The sequence below is a fragment of the Pseudoxanthomonas sp. 97-1-1 genome (assembly GCF_057773125.1).
In genome coordinates this window covers 529,633-543,523 of the sequence record NZ_JBYMTJ010000001.1, presented here as the reverse complement: position 1 = coordinate 543,523, position 13,891 = coordinate 529,633, and the positions used below count along the sequence as shown (strand labels likewise).

The 13,891-nt window shown below is 68.3% G+C and carries 12 protein-coding genes; 3 read left to right on the top strand and 9 right to left on the bottom strand.

Going from position 1 to position 13,891, the window contains the following annotated elements; all coding sequences use genetic code 11:
* Positions 1-162: 162 nt before the first annotated feature.
* On the top strand, positions 163-1,524 hold the full coding sequence (locus AC3DET_RS02630; protein WP_488390632.1) for an NAD-dependent succinate-semialdehyde dehydrogenase: 1,362 nt from the start codon (positions 163-165) through the stop codon (positions 1,522-1,524).
* 155 nt (positions 1,525-1,679) lie between these two features.
* Complete coding sequence (locus AC3DET_RS02625; protein WP_337730185.1) at positions 1,680-2,540, top strand: pirin family protein; 861 nt, start codon at positions 1,680-1,682, stop codon at positions 2,538-2,540.
* A 45-nt stretch (positions 2,541-2,585) separates the two neighbouring features.
* Here AC3DET_RS02625 and AC3DET_RS02620 read toward each other — a convergent pair whose 3' ends face one another.
* The 5 genes from AC3DET_RS02620 to AC3DET_RS02600 all read right to left on the bottom strand — a co-directional run bounded on the left by AC3DET_RS02620 (position 2,586) and on the right by AC3DET_RS02600 (position 6,377).
* Positions 2,586-3,047 carry a hypothetical protein gene (locus tag AC3DET_RS02620; protein WP_337730184.1) on the bottom strand — a complete coding sequence of 154 codons (462 nt, stop codon included), beginning with the start codon at positions 3,045-3,047 and terminating at the stop codon, positions 2,586-2,588.
* Between the two features lie 246 nt (positions 3,048-3,293).
* On the bottom strand, positions 3,294-4,016 hold the full coding sequence (aqpZ, locus tag AC3DET_RS02615) for an aquaporin Z (protein WP_142123942.1): 723 nt from the start codon (positions 4,014-4,016) through the stop codon (positions 3,294-3,296).
* 148 nt (positions 4,017-4,164) lie between these two features.
* Complete coding sequence (locus tag AC3DET_RS02610) at positions 4,165-5,028, bottom strand: pirin family protein (RefSeq protein WP_337730183.1); 864 nt, start codon at positions 5,026-5,028, stop codon at positions 4,165-4,167.
* A gap of 123 nt (positions 5,029-5,151) precedes the next feature.
* The gene (gene nfi, locus AC3DET_RS02605; protein ID WP_488390631.1) at positions 5,152-5,817 is read right to left on the bottom strand and encodes a deoxyribonuclease V; all 666 of its coding nucleotides are present in this window, start codon (positions 5,815-5,817) and stop codon (positions 5,152-5,154) included.
* On the bottom strand, positions 5,814-6,377 hold the full coding sequence (locus AC3DET_RS02600; RefSeq protein ID WP_488390630.1) for a SixA phosphatase family protein: 564 nt from the start codon (positions 6,375-6,377) through the stop codon (positions 5,814-5,816). The genes nfi and AC3DET_RS02600 overlap by 4 nt, the downstream gene beginning before the upstream one ends.
* A gap of 80 nt (positions 6,378-6,457) precedes the next feature.
* Here AC3DET_RS02600 and AC3DET_RS02595 point away from each other — a divergent pair, with 80 nt between their 5' ends.
* Positions 6,458-8,029 (top strand): phospholipase D-like domain-containing protein, encoded by a 1,572-nt coding sequence (locus AC3DET_RS02595; protein ID WP_488390629.1) that lies wholly within the window; start codon positions 6,458-6,460, stop codon positions 8,027-8,029.
* 147 nt (positions 8,030-8,176) lie between these two features.
* Here the strand turns inward: AC3DET_RS02595 and mfd are convergent, their stop codons facing one another.
* From mfd to AC3DET_RS02575, 4 genes are all read right to left on the bottom strand, one after another.
* Complete coding sequence (mfd, locus tag AC3DET_RS02590) at positions 8,177-11,764, bottom strand: transcription-repair coupling factor (RefSeq protein WP_488390628.1); 3,588 nt, start codon at positions 11,762-11,764, stop codon at positions 8,177-8,179.
* A 104-nt stretch (positions 11,765-11,868) separates the two neighbouring features.
* Positions 11,869-12,141 (bottom strand): DUF4242 domain-containing protein, encoded by a 273-nt coding sequence (locus AC3DET_RS02585; protein WP_488390627.1) that lies wholly within the window; start codon positions 12,139-12,141, stop codon positions 11,869-11,871.
* A gap of 20 nt (positions 12,142-12,161) precedes the next feature.
* Positions 12,162-13,211 carry a class I SAM-dependent methyltransferase gene (locus AC3DET_RS02580; RefSeq protein ID WP_488390626.1) on the bottom strand — a complete coding sequence of 350 codons (1,050 nt, stop codon included), beginning with the start codon at positions 13,209-13,211 and terminating at the stop codon, positions 12,162-12,164.
* Positions 13,212-13,325: 114 nt separating this feature from the next.
* Positions 13,326-13,874 (bottom strand): GNAT family N-acetyltransferase, encoded by a 549-nt coding sequence (locus AC3DET_RS02575; RefSeq protein ID WP_192200719.1) that lies wholly within the window; start codon positions 13,872-13,874, stop codon positions 13,326-13,328.
* Positions 13,875-13,891 lie beyond the last annotated feature (17 nt).

The window sequence follows — 13,891 nt, the reverse complement described above, 5'->3', positions numbered from 1 at the left end:
CCGGCGGGACTGCGCGAAAGTCAGAATGGATCCCAGCTTGCGCTGGGATGACGGGGTGGGAGTGACAGTGCGCGGCAAGCGGGACCCGCCACGGTGGCGTAACGTCGCGGCTCGCAGAATACACTCGGCTTTTTCCACGTATCACGACATCGAACGAACGCCATGACCATCGAAACCGTCAATCCCGCGACCGGACAGGTCGAGTACCGCCACGAACTGATGACTTCCGCGCAGATCGATGCCGTGCTGGCGGCGTCGCAGCAGACGTTCCCGGCCTGGGCAGCGCTGTCGCTCGCCGAGCGGGGCAAGGTGCTGCGTGCGATCGGGGCCGAACTGCGCCGTCGCCGCGATGACATCCAGCGCACCATGACGGCCGAGATGGGCAAGCTGCGCAAGGAAGCCCTGGCCGAAGTCGACAAGTGTGCCGGCGCTTGCGACTACTACGCCGACCACGCGGCCGATTACCTGCAGGACCAGCCTGTCGCCACCGATGGCCAGCGCAGTTACGTGCGCTACGAACCCATCGGCTGCGTGCTGGCGGTGATGCCGTGGAATTTTCCCATCTGGCAGGTCTTCCGCTTCCTCGCGCCTGCCTTGATGGCCGGCAACGTGGCCGTGCTCAAGCACGCGAGCAACGTGCCGCGCTGCGCCGACGTCATCGGCGAGGTGCTGGCGACCGCCGGCTTGCCTGCGGGCGTGTTCGGTGTGCTGCACATCGACAACGACCAGGCAGCCGAGGTGATCCGCGATGCGCGCGTGGCCGCCGTGACGTTGACCGGCAGCGAACGCGCCGGACGCTCCGTGGCATCCAACGCCGGCAGCCAGTTGAAGAAGAGCGTGATGGAGCTCGGTGGCAGCGACGCCTTCATCGTGCTGGACGATGCCGACCTGGAGAAAACCGTGGCCGGCGCTGTCGCGTCGCGCTTCGGCAACGCGGGCCAGACCTGCATCGCGGCCAAGCGCTTCATCGTGCAGGACGCGATCGCGGACGAATTCGTGAAGCGCTTCGTCGAGGCGTCATCGAAGCTGCAGCTCGGCGATCCCCAGGACGAGGCCACCACGCTGGCACCGATGGCGCGCCAGGACCTGCGCGATGAACTGCACAAGCAGGTGCAGGCCAGCGTGTCGAAGGGCGCGAAGGTGTTGCTGGGCGGCGAGCCCGATGCGTCGCATGCGGGCTATCCGGCGTCGATCCTCGATGCCGTGGTGCCGGGCATGCCCGCCTACGAAGAGGAACTGTTCGGCCCGGTCGCCAGCATCCTGCGCGTCAGGGACGATGCCGAAGCCGTGCGCGTGGCCAACGACACCACGTTCGGCCTGGGCGCCAGCGTGTGGACGAAGGACGTGGAGCGCGGCGACCGCATCGCACGCCAGCTGCAGGTAGGCGCCGCCTTCGTCAACGCGATCGTGCGCAGCGATGTGCGCCTGCCGTTCGGCGGCACCAAGCGCTCGGGATTCGGTCGCGAGCTGGCCGGGCATGGCATCCACGAGTTCATGAACATCAAGTCGGTCTACGTGGCCTGACCTGCGTGGTGGAGCCGGGCTTGCCCGGCTCCGTCTTGGTCGAGAAAGCCCCTCCTGCAGCGGGCATGCCATCGGTGGAACGGATGGTTACGTGGGTTGCCGTTCCTAAGCCGCCATGCCGGTGCCATCTTGTCGGCAGTTGAACTGGAGGCACCATGAACACTCTGACCGACACCACGCCCGCCCGGGTGATCCGCACGATCCGCGGCCGACCCACGTCCGATGGCGCGGGCGTCAAGTTGACGCGCGTGATCGGCGGCCCCGACCTGCCGGACCTCGATCCGTTCCTGCTGCTGGATGAGTTCGGCACGGACAAGGCCGAGGACTACCTCGCCGGTTTCCCCGAGCATCCGCACCGTGGCTTCGAGACCGTCACCTACATGCTGGACGGCCGCATGCGCCATCGCGACAACCACGGCAACGAGGGCCTGCTGACGCCGGGCGCGGTGCAGTGGATGACGGCGGGCCGGGGCCTGGTGCATTCGGAGATGCCCGAGCAGGAGTCCGGGCGGATGCGCGGGTTCCAGTTGTGGGTGAACCTGCCGGCGCGTGACAAGATGACGGCGCCGAAGTACCAGGAGTTCGCACCCGAGAAGATCCCGGTTGCGCACCCGGCCAAGGGCATCGACGTGAAGGTGATCGCCGGTGCTGTCGGCGATACGCAGGGACCGATCTCGCAACCGGCCACCGATCCGGTGTACCTCGACATCGCGCTGCAGCCGGGACATGCATGGGAGTACACGCTGCCCGTCGGTCACAACGCGTTCGCCTATGTGTTCGAGGGTGCGGTGACGGTGGGCGAGGGCGACGAAGCCCGCCCGCTGGACACGCACGAGATGGGGGTGCTGGGCGGTGGCGACACGCTGCAGGTGCGTGCCGGCAGCCAGCCGGCACGGCTGATCCTGGTGGCGGGCCGGCCGCTGCGCGAACCGGTCATGCGGCATGGCCCCTTCGTGATGAACACGCGGCAGGAACTGATGCAGGCTTTCGTCGACTTCCAGGAAGGCCGGTTCTGACGCGAAGGGCGGCATGCCTTCCCGTCGAGGATGCCGCCGGCGGCGTCAGTTGCCGGCGGACAGCTGCGCGCTGGCCGCACGCACGTCGAGTTGCTGGGCCAGCGAAATCATCGAGCTGAGTTCCTGCGCGGAGTCCGCGTTGATCCAGACCTGCGCGTACTGGTCGTCGCCGAGTTCGACCACGGTGATGCGGCGGGATGCCATGGCCGGTGTGGTTTCCTGTCCGCCCAGGTCCAGCTTGTACCAGTAGATCTCCTCGCCGGAGAACGTGCTCTCTTCTTCGCGCAGGCGCCGTTCCAGGCGGATCTTCGGATCGCGCGAGGTCAGCATCACGTTCAGTACCTGGCGTCCATCGGCGGTGATCGCCTTGCAGGCAATGAAGCTGGCATCGGCGCGCTGCTCCCACTGCAGGCCGGCGCTGGCGGGCAGGGTGGGGCACGAGGGTGCAGCCTGCGCCCACGCGGAGGCGGAAAAGAGGCCAAGGCAAACAGCAATCACGGTCTTCATGGATATCCCCTGGGTGGAGCGCCCCGGTAGGCGGAGCCAACTCGTCCGCGCGTCGTGGCAGGCCGCGTGCGGCCGCTGCGTAGTCCCCTGGCATTCCACGACGTCGGCTGCCGTTTTCCCCCGGCAGTTGACCCGACCATAGCCCATGCTGCGTCGCAAAACAACGCAAGCGATGGCCGAACGGCGACACCCGTCACGCCGCAGGTCGGGCCTGTGCCCGGTGGTTCCGGGCACAGGCTGCAGGGCTCAGTCGCGATCCCGTCCCATCCAGCCGTAGAGCATGCCGCCGATCAGGCCGCCCAGGATCGGGGCCAGCCAGAACAGCCACAGCTGCCCGATGGCCGCCGGGCCGGCGAACAACGCCACTGCGGTTGAGCGTGCCGGGTTCACCGACGTATTGGTGACCGGGATGCTGATCAGGTGGATCAGGGTCAGCGCCAAACCGATCGCGATCGGTGCGAAGCCGGCGGGCGCGCGTCCATGGGTCGAACCCATGATGACGATCAGGAAGAACGCCGTGAGCACCACTTCGGTCAGGAATGCCGCCGCCACCGAGTAACCGCCGGGCGACATCGCGCCATAGCCGTTGCTGGCGAATGCGCCCGCCGCGTTCGGGTCGACCGCGAAGGCCGGATTGCCGCTGGCGATCTGCCACAGGATGAAGCCGGCCGCGAGGCCGCCGAGCACCTGCGCCACGATGTACGGCACCAGGTCCTTGACCGGGAACCGGCCACCCGCCCACAGCCCGAAACTCACCGCAGGATTGAAGTGACCGCCCGAGATATGGCCGAACGCGTACGCGCCTGTCAGCACGGTCAGGCCGAACGCCAGTGCCACGCCGAGAAAGCCGATGCCGAGCGGGTTGCCGTCACCGCCGAAATGGGCTGCCAGTACCGCGCTGCCGCAGCCGCCCAGCACCAACCAGAATGTCCCCAGGAACTCCGCTGCGAGCTTCTTTGCCAGACTCATGCCAACCCCCATCGGTGTGCGTCCCGTCACATGACGGTGCGCGCACGATAGCGGAAGCCGCTCGCTGCAAGTGTTTGCTTTGCGTTATGCCGGGCGCATTCAAACGGCAATGAAGGAAGTGTCACATTCGCCGCGCGTGCGGGGTCCATCAGCGTTCGGGCAGGGGAATGAACTCGGTTTCGCCAGGGACATGGCCGAAGCGCCCGTCCAGCCAGTCCTGCTTGGCCTGTTCGATGCGCTCCTTCGAACTGGAGACGAAGTTCCACCAGATATGGCGGGGCGCGTCGAGCGGTTCGCCGCCCATCAGCAGGCCCTTGAGCGGTGTCTTCGCGCGCAGCACCGGTCGGGTGCCACGGTCGAACACCACCAGGTGCTTCTCCGGGATGTCGGCGCCGTCCACCTGTGCGTCGCCCTCGAGGATGTAGAGCGCGCGTTCGGCGTGGCCGTTGTCGATCTCCAGTTCCGCGTCCGGCTGCAGGTCGACGGCGACATTGAACGTACCGCTGAATACCTTCACCGGTGACTCTTCCCCATACGCATGGCCGGCGATGACGCGCAGCCGGACGCCCGGGCGTTCCAGCACCGGCAGCGTGGCCGCCGTGTGGTGGTGGAATTCGGGTGCGACCTCTTCGTACGACGTCGGCAGTGCCACCCAGGTCTGCATGCCGTGCACCGTGTGCTGGCCGGTGCGGATATCCACCGGCGTGCGTTCGGAGTGGGCGATGCCGCGGCCGGCGGTCATCCAGTTGACGTCGCCGGGCGTGATCACCTGTTCCGAACCCAGCGTGTCCTTGTGGTTGATCGCGCCGGACCAGAGGAACGTCACCGTGGCCAGGCCGATATGCGGATGCGGGCGGACATCGATGCCGCGCCCGGGCTCGAACACCGCCGGCCCCATGTGGTCGACGAATACGAACGGCCCCACGCTGCGGGCCTGCAGGCTGGGTACCGCGCGGCGCACATTGAAGCCGCCGCCGAGGTCGTGCACGCGGGGAGCGATGATCGTGGTCATGGGGGCGTCCTGATCGGGGTGGGCGGAAGCATCGCATGTGGGGCCGTGGCGCCGGCAGACGATACGGAAACGATCCGTTGCAGCGCATCCCCCATCAAGGGCATGAGCCGACGCCGGTCGCCGTCACTCCCGTCGCGATGCCAGCCGGTCGGCCAGTCGCGTGGGTTCGGGCAGGCGATAGCCCCGCAAGGTCAGCAGAACGCCGTCGAGCGCGCCCTGCATCGACACCCGGTGGCCGGGCGACACGATCAGCGGATTGCAACGCAGCTTGCTGCGCAGTGCCCAGCCGATCTGCTCGCCGCGATGGATGAGCGGCGTGCGCTCACCGGGCGCCGCGCCGAGTGCATCGTGCTTGCCGCACAGCAGGTTTTTCGCCACGCCGATGCTGGGCAGTCCGGTCACCACGCCGAAATGCGCGGCGATGCCCAGCCGGCGCGGATGCGCGATGCCCTGGCCATCGATGAAGGCCAGGTCCGGCGCGCGCGGCAGGCGTTCCAGCGCCGCCACCAGCGCGGGCAGTTCGCGGAAGCTCAGCAGGCCGGGGACGTAGGGCATGGAGGTGGGGACGCGCACCACCTCCGATGCGACGGGTTGCAGCGTGTCGGCGGCGAGCAGCACGGCAGCGGCGCGCGTGATGGCGCCTTCGTCTTCGAAACCGACATCGAATCCCGCCAGCCAGCGTGGTACCTCGGGCCTGTCGTCGCGCAGCACGACTTCCGCCGCCAGCAGCTCCTGCAGCCGGCGTGCGTGCGCGATGCTGCCATCCCAGTCGCCGAACAGGGCCTTCATCGCGCGGTCGGTGCGCCGTAGCGCTGCACCTCGAGGGTTGCCGGCCGATCGGCGTGCACTCGGACGATGGAGACGCGGTCGTACTCCGTCTCGTCCATCGGCGCCGCAGCGCATTCACACAAGGCCGCGACCAGGTCGGGCACGGTATTGCTGTGGCCCACCACCAGCACGGTGCCGGCGCGATGCCGCTGTTTCCACTGCGCGGCGACTTCACCGGCCGGGCCACGCGCGTAGTACGCCTCTACCGGCAATCCGTGGGCGGTGGCGGCCGGATGCGCTGTCTGGCGGGTGCGGCGGAACTCGGTGGCATACACCGCGACGAGCGGGACATCGTGCAGGCGTTGGGCCAGTGCATCGGCGCGGGCCAGGCCGGCGGCGGAGAGACTCGGATTCTCCGGGTCGTCGGTGGCCTTTTCGGCGTGCCGCACCACGATGAAGGTCAGGGGGGCCGAGGCGGCCTCCCGCGCCGGTCCGGAAGCGCAGGCAGCGAGCAACGGGAGCATGAGCAGCAGGGCGAAAAAGCGGAGCAGGTACGGCAGGCGCATGGCAATCCCGGACATGACGGAAGCATCGAGCGTGCAACGGTGGGCAGGACCGCGCAAGCGGTGTCCTCACACGGCTGCGGCTACGATAGGGCTCCATGCGTGAAGAAGGGGGCACCATGCGCAGGTGGTTGCGTCGGCTGGGTATCCTGCTGCTGATCCTGGTGGTGGCGTCGTGCACGGCGCTGTACAGCTACGGAAGGTTCGCGGAGGCCGCGCGCGGGCCTGCCTCGATGTCGCTGCCGATCGCCGCCGATGCCACGCCGCTGGACCGCGCCATCGCGCCCTTGCTGCGCGAGCATCCGGGGCGGAGCGGGATGGCCCTGTTGCAGGACAACCTGGACGCCTTCACCGTGCGTGCCGCCACGGCGCGCGCGGCAGGCCGCAGCCTGGACCTGCAGTACTACATCTGGAACCAGGACTTCACCGGCAACCTGCTGAGCTACGAGGCCCTGCGCGCGGCCGATCGCGGCGTGCGCGTGCGCCTGCTGCTGGACGACATGACCGCGCATGGCAAGGATTCCCAGCTCGCCGCACTGGATGCACATGCCAACATCGAGGTGCGCCTGTTCAATCCCTCGCGCAGCCGTGCCGGCGTGCTGGGCCGTGCCAGCGAGATGCTGTTGCGCCCGGTCAGCATGAACCGCCGCATGCACAACAAGGCCTGGATTGCCGATGGGCGCGTGGCGGTCGTGGGTGGCCGCAACGTGGGCGACGAGTATTTCGACGCCGCCGCGCAGACCAATTTCCTCGATCTGGATGCGGTACTCATCGGACCTGCGGTCGCGCAGGCAGCGGCGATCTTCGACGACTTCTGGAACAGCGCCTCGGTCATTCCACTCGCAGCGCTGACGACCGCGGAGAAGGGCGCGCTGGAGCGGCTGCGCGAGAACGGCGATGCCGGGTATGCGTCCGCACAGGCGGGCGACTACGTGGCGAGGTTGCGGCGTTCCCCCGGCGTCCGCGCGCTGGTGGGAGGCACCACGCTGCATTGGCTGGATGACGTGGGTGTGTATTCCGATCCCGCCTCCAAGGGCCAGGGGGAAGGACAGGGCCAGTGGCTGGTCCATCGGCTGGGCAGGGCGATGGGCGAGGCCAAGCGCCAGCTGCGGGTGATCTCGCCGTACTTCGTGCCGGGCGACGAAGGTGCGCGCTGGCTGGTGGCCAGGCGCGCGCAGGGCGTGGACGTCGGCGTGCTGACGAACTCGCTTGCCGCCAACGACGTCATGGCCGTGCATGGGGGTTACGCACCCTATCGCGTAGCGTTGCTGGAAGGCGGGGTGACGTTGTTCGAGCTGATGCCGCATGGCGAACAGGACAGCAGCCTGTTCGGTTCCAGCGGTGCCAGCCTGCATACGAAGGCGTTCGTCGTGGACGATGACGCCGGCTTCATCGGTTCCTTCAACCTCGACCCGCGCTCGGTCAACCTCAATACCGAGATGGGCGTGCTGTTCCGCGATCGCGGTGCCGCGGCCGCGCTGCTGCGCAGCTACCAGGCCAAGATCGCACCCGACCGGAGTTATCGCGTGTCCCTGAAAGATGGCGCGCTGCGCTGGGAGGACGCGGCCACGCAGCCGCCGAAGGTGTGGGAGCGTGAACCGGAAGCCAGCGCGTGGCGCCGATGGGTGGCGCGCGCCGTCGGCTGGCTGCCGATCGAATCGCAGCTGTAGCGCCAGGGTCGCACGCGGTCGCGACGGATTGCATCGCCTCACCCCCGCAGCAGGGGCTTCAGCCCCGATGCTTCTTCCTGCGTCGTCGTCCCTCACCTGACCGGAAAAAATCGGGGCTGGAGCCCCTCCTGCAAAGGCCAATTCGCATCACACCGCCAGGGTGGTCAGCAATGCCTTGGCCGCATTGAAGCGGTCGGGCGCGTCCGGCAGCGGCACCTTGATGCGCAGCTTGTCCGGACCCTCCATCGTGTAGAGCTTGGGTTGCTTCTGGATCAGCTGGATCACGGCCATCGGGTCGATCTTCGGCTTGGCTTCGAACACGATGCGGCCGCCATGCTCGCCGAGTTCCAGCTTGCGTATGCCCATCTCGTTCGCGGCGAGTTTCAGTTCCGCCGTGGCGAACAGGTACTTGGCCGGATCCGGCAGCAGGCCGAAGCGGTCGATCATCTCCACCTGCAGGTCGCGCAGTTCGTCCTTGTCGCGCGCGCTGCTGATGCGCTTGTACAGCGTCAGGCGCGTGTGCACGTCGGGCAGGTAGTCGTCCGGGATCAACGACGGCACGTTCAACTCGACCTCGGCTCCGCGGCGTTCCTGGCCCAGGTCCACGTCGGGCAGGTGGCCGGCCTTGATCGAACGCACCGCGCGCTCGAGCAGTTCGGTGTACAGGCTGAAGCCCACCTCGGCCATCTGGCCGCTCTGGTCCTCGCCCAGCAGTTCACCGGCGCCGCGGATTTCAAGATCGTGCGTGGCCAGCGTGAAGCCGGCTCCCAGTTCGTCCATCGAGGCGATGGCTTCCAGTCGGCGTTGCGCATCGGCGGTGATGCTGCGCTTGTCCGGCACCACGAGGTACGCGTAGCTGCGGTGGTGCGAACGGCCGACGCGCCCGCGCAACTGGTGCAGCTGCGCCAGGCCGAACTTGTCGGCGCGGTTCATGATGATGGTGTTCGCATTCGGGATGTCGATGCCCGATTCGATGATGGTCGTGCACAGCAGCACGTTGAAGCGCTGCTTCTGGAAATCCAGCATCACCTGTTCCAGCTCGCGTTCGGGCATCTGCCCGTGCGCGACGCCGATACGTGCTTCGGGCACCAGCTCCTGCAGGTCGCGCTGCATGCGGCCGATACTCTCCACGTCATTGTGCAGGAAGTACACCTGGCCACCGCGCGCGAGCTCGCGCTGGAACGCCTCCTTCAGCATGGCCGCGTCCCACGGCGTGACGAAGGTCTGCACCGCCATGCGGTTGGCCGGTGGGGTGGCGATGATGGACAGGTCGCGCAGGCCGGCCATCGCCATGTTGAGCGTGCGCGGGATAGGCGTGGCGGTCAGCGTCAGCAGGTGCACGTTCGCGCGCAACGCCTTCAGCGCTTCCTTCTGGCGCACGCCGAACCGCTGCTCCTCGTCCACGATCACCAGCCCGAGGTCCTTGAACTTCACGTCCGACTGCAGCAGGCGATGCGTGCCGACGATGACGTCCAGCTTGCCTTCCGCCAGGCGGTCGAGTTCGGCCTTGATCTCCTTGGTGGTCTTGAAGCGCGACAGGACCTCCACTTTCAGCGGCCAGTCGGCGAAGCGGTCGCGGAAGTTGCGGTAGTGCTGCTCGGCCAGCAGCGTGGTCGGCACCAGCACCGCCACCTGCTTGCCGGCGCTGGCCGCAGCGAAGGCGGCGCGCACGGCCACCTCAGTCTTGCCGAAGCCGACGTCGCCGCAGACCACGCGGTCCATCGGCTGGCTGCTGGCCAGGTCGCGGATGACCGCTTCGATGGCATGGTGCTGGTCGGGCGTCTCCTCGAACGGAAAGCCCGCCGCGAACGGCTCGTACATCGCGCGATCCAGGTGCAGCGCCAGGCCGGCGCGGGCCTGCCGGCGCGCCTGGATCTCGAGCAGCTCGGCGGCCACGTCGCGCACCTTCTCCGCCGCCTTCTTCTTCGCCCTGGCCCAGGCTTCGCCCCCGAGCGAATGCAGCGGTGCCGTTTCCACCGACGCGCCCGAGTAACGGCTGATCAGGTGCAACTGCGCGACCGGCACGTACAGGCGATCGCCCTTGGCGTATTCGATCTCGAGGAACTCGCCCGGCATGCCGCCCACGTCCATCGCGATCAGGCCGCGATAACGGCCCACGCCATGATCCTCGTGGACGATGGGCGCGCCCTCGGTCAGCTCGCCGAGGTCGCGGATGATCGCTTCCGGTTCGCGGCCGGTGCGCTTGCGCCGGTGCGCCTGGGTGGCGCGCTCGGGGAACAGCTGGCGTTCGGTGAGTACCGCGATGCGCGGATCGTCCAGCGCGAAGCCATCGGCGAGCGGCGCTACCGCGATGGCGAAGCGAGGAAGCCCCTCTCCCTGCGGGAGAGGGGTTGGGGTGAGGGTGCGTGACGTGCGCGATGATTCGGTTGCCGGCGCCTTCGCCGCACCCTCATCCGGCGCTTCGCGCCACCCTCTTCCGGCGGGAGAAGGGAGAAAGGCGCTGAAGTCTGCCACCACGTCGGGCTTCAACTCCGCCGCCTGCAGGACCTCAAGCAGCGCTTCGCGACGGCCGGGCGAGTCGGCGGCGATCAGCACGCGGCCCGGGTAGTGGCCGAGGAATGATTTCAGCGCGTCGCCCGCAGGCGCGTCCTTCGCCGCGACCGGCAGCGGCGGCAACGGCTGGTCGCCCAGCGGCAGCGCATCGGCGTACCGGCTGTGCTGCGCGCCGCAGACCTCGATGCGCGCACGCCGGTTGAGCTGCTCGCGCAGGCCGTCCGGTGACAGGTACAGCTCGTCCGGCGGCAGCAGCGGGCGCTCGATGTCGTGGCGGCGCTGCTCGTAGCGGTTGCGGGTCTGTGCCCAGAAGGCCTCGGCGGCTTCACCGAAGCCGTCGGTGAGCACGGGCAGCGTGTTTTCCTGCAGGTAGTCGAACAGCGTGGAGGTCTGGTCGAAGAACAGCGGCAGGTAGTACTCCACGCCCGCCGGTGCCAGCCCGGACTTCAGATCCTGGTACAGGGCACTGCGGCGCGTGTCCACGTCGAAGCGGTCGCGCAACAGCGTCATCGCGCGTTCCACCGAACGCTCGTCCAGGGGTACTTCGCGCCCGGGCAGCAATTGCACGGCATCGGTCCTGTCGAGCGAGCGCTGGCTTTCCGGATCGAAATGGCGGATCGAGTCGATGCTGTCGTCCAGCAGTTCGATCCGCAGCGGCGCCTCCGCGCCCATCGGATAGACATCCAGCAGGCCGCCACGCACGGCGAAGTCGCCCGGGTCCAGTACCTGCGGCACGTGCCGGTAGCTGGCCGCTTCGAGCCGGCGCTTTTCGGCGTCGAAGTCCAGGCGCTGCCCGACGCGATAGTCGAAGCTGCCGCCGACGATGTGGCGCAGCGGCGACAGGCGCTGCATCAGCGTCTGCACAGGCACGACCACGATCGCGCGTGACAGTGTCGGCAGGCGGTGCAGCGCGGACAGGCGCTGCGACACGATGTCCGGGTGCGGGCTGAACTGGTCGTACGGCAGCGTCTCCCAGTCCGGGAACGGCACCACCGGCACGTCGGCCGCCGTGTCCAGCAGCGTGTGCAGGTCCGCTTCCAGCTGGTGCGCCTCGTGGTTGTCGCGCGCGACAACCAGCACCGGGCCGGCATGCGCGCGCGCGGCCGCGGCGATGGACCAGGCCAGCGCGGTGGGCGACGCGGGCGCGCGCCACCAGGCGCGGGATTGGCCGCCACGAGGCAGGGGCGGAGCGGGCAGGGCGGGTTTCTTGGTATCGGTCATGGGTACACAAAACAGCGGCAGCGCCGGACACCGTGGGGTGCCCAGCGCGAAGGGAGGTGGAGTTTACCAAGCGCGCGCCGGCCGGCCGTCACGCCCGGCTGGGGTCACTCGGCGGTCAGGGGGTCGATCACCTGCGTCACCGCGGAAATGCGGTTGGCCGGAAACCCGCCGAGGCGTGCGTGTTCGCGGACCAGTGCTTCGCTGGGCGCGCGGTAGACGCAGTAGATCTTGTCGTCGGTGACGTAGCTGTGTTCCCACTGCACCTGCGGGCCGAGTTCGCCCAGCACGCTGCACGACTTCCGCGCGACCGTCCTGAGCTCGGCCGGCGTCATCAGGCCGGCGCCTTCGATATCGCGTTCGATCAGGTAGCGGGGCATGGCGGATTCCTCGGCAAGGTTCAGGGGCGGGCTTCCAGTACCAGGTTGAACGGCGTTTCCGCCGCGCGCCGGAAACGCCGGAATCCGCCTTCGGCCATCACCTGTTGCAACCGGGCCTGTCCGGCCTGGGCACCCAGCGCGGGGCCGTGGCGGGCGAGGGATACCGGTACGCAGATCTGCGAAGAAGCGCCGTAGTAGACGCGCCCCACCGGGTTGAGGTTGTCCTGTACGTGGTCGCCGGCTAACGGCTCCACCAGCAGGCAGTGGCCATCCGGCTTGAGGGCCTGGTACGCATGCCGGGCCGCGCCGATCGGATCGCCCATGTCGTGCAGGCAATCGAAGAATGTCACCAGATCGAGGTCTTCTTCGTCATAGCCCACCGCATCGGCCACCTCGAAACGCGCGTTGCGGATGCCGGCGGCGCTTGCACGCTCGTTGGCGGTACGGACGGAATCGGCATGGTAGTCGTAGCCGACGAACTGCGAATGCGGGAAGGCTCTTGCCATCAGCAGCGTGCTGGCGCCATGGCCGCAGCCCACGTCGGCCACGCGCGCGCCGTGCCCGAGTTTCTCGACCGCGCCATCCAGCGCGGGCAGCCATTCGGTCAGCAGGTGGGCGTGGTAACCGGCACGGAAGAAGCGTTCCGTACCGTGGAACAGGCAGGCATGGTGTTCGCCCCATTCCATGCCCTGGCCGGTGCGGAAGTTCTCGGTCGTGCGTTCCAGCGCATGGAAGGCCGCTTCGACGATGTAGTAGGCGCCGGCCAGGTCGACGGGACTGTCGGGGCTGGCCAGGCAGAGCGCCTGCGCGTCATCGAGCGAGTAACGTCCGCTGTCGGCGTCGTAGGTGACGTAGCCGCCGGCCGCCTGGTTGGCCAGCCATTCGCGGATGTAGCGCTCGTGCGTGTGCGTGCGCTGCGCGAGGTCGGCAGGCGTGGCAGGGGATGCCGCCAGCGCGCGGTACAAGCCCAGGCGGTCGCCGACCAGCATCAGCGTAGCGCTGATCGCCGCGCCCAGATCGCCGACAGCGCGGCCGAGGAAGGTGTTCAGGCGATCATTGTCGATAGCCATGGGCCGCGACCTGGGCGAACACGGCAGGGCTTGCCGCCAGCCCCCTGCACGGCAGCCTACGCCTGCGCGCCGATGCCGGGGCGGCCGTTGATCGGAACGCCAGCGCTGCGCGGCTCAGGCTTCTTCGTTGAGATCCAGTACCACGCGGACCAGACCGGAGCCGTCGTTCTCGCGCACGCGCTTGAACCCCAGCGACTGCGCCAGCGCGAGCATCGGCTGGTTGGAATCCAGCACGTCGCCATACAGGCGGTCGAGCTTCTTCGAGCGCGCCCATTTGGCGAGCTTGCGCATCAGGTGGCGGCCCAGCCCCTGCCCGGCGATGAAGTGGCTGACCAGGATGGCGAACTCGGCATCGCGCGTACGCGGCACCATGGCCGCGCGGGCGACGGCGCCCACCAGCGCTTCGCCCGGCGGCAGCGTTTCGGCGGCGACCAGCGCGAATTCGGTATTGGGGTCGGGATGCGCCAGCCGCTGCGCCATCTCCGGCGTGAGTTCCTTCAGTGCGTAGAGGAAGCGGTGGCGTATTTCCTCGGGACCCAGCAGTCCGAACGCGCCCTGGATGGGGCCGGCGTCTTCGGGCCGGATCGGCCGGATCAGCAATTCGCGCCCACTGGGCAGGCGGAAGTGTTCATGCCAGGGCGGGAGGCGTTTCGGCGCGGTCATGGTGTGATGCTCGCATG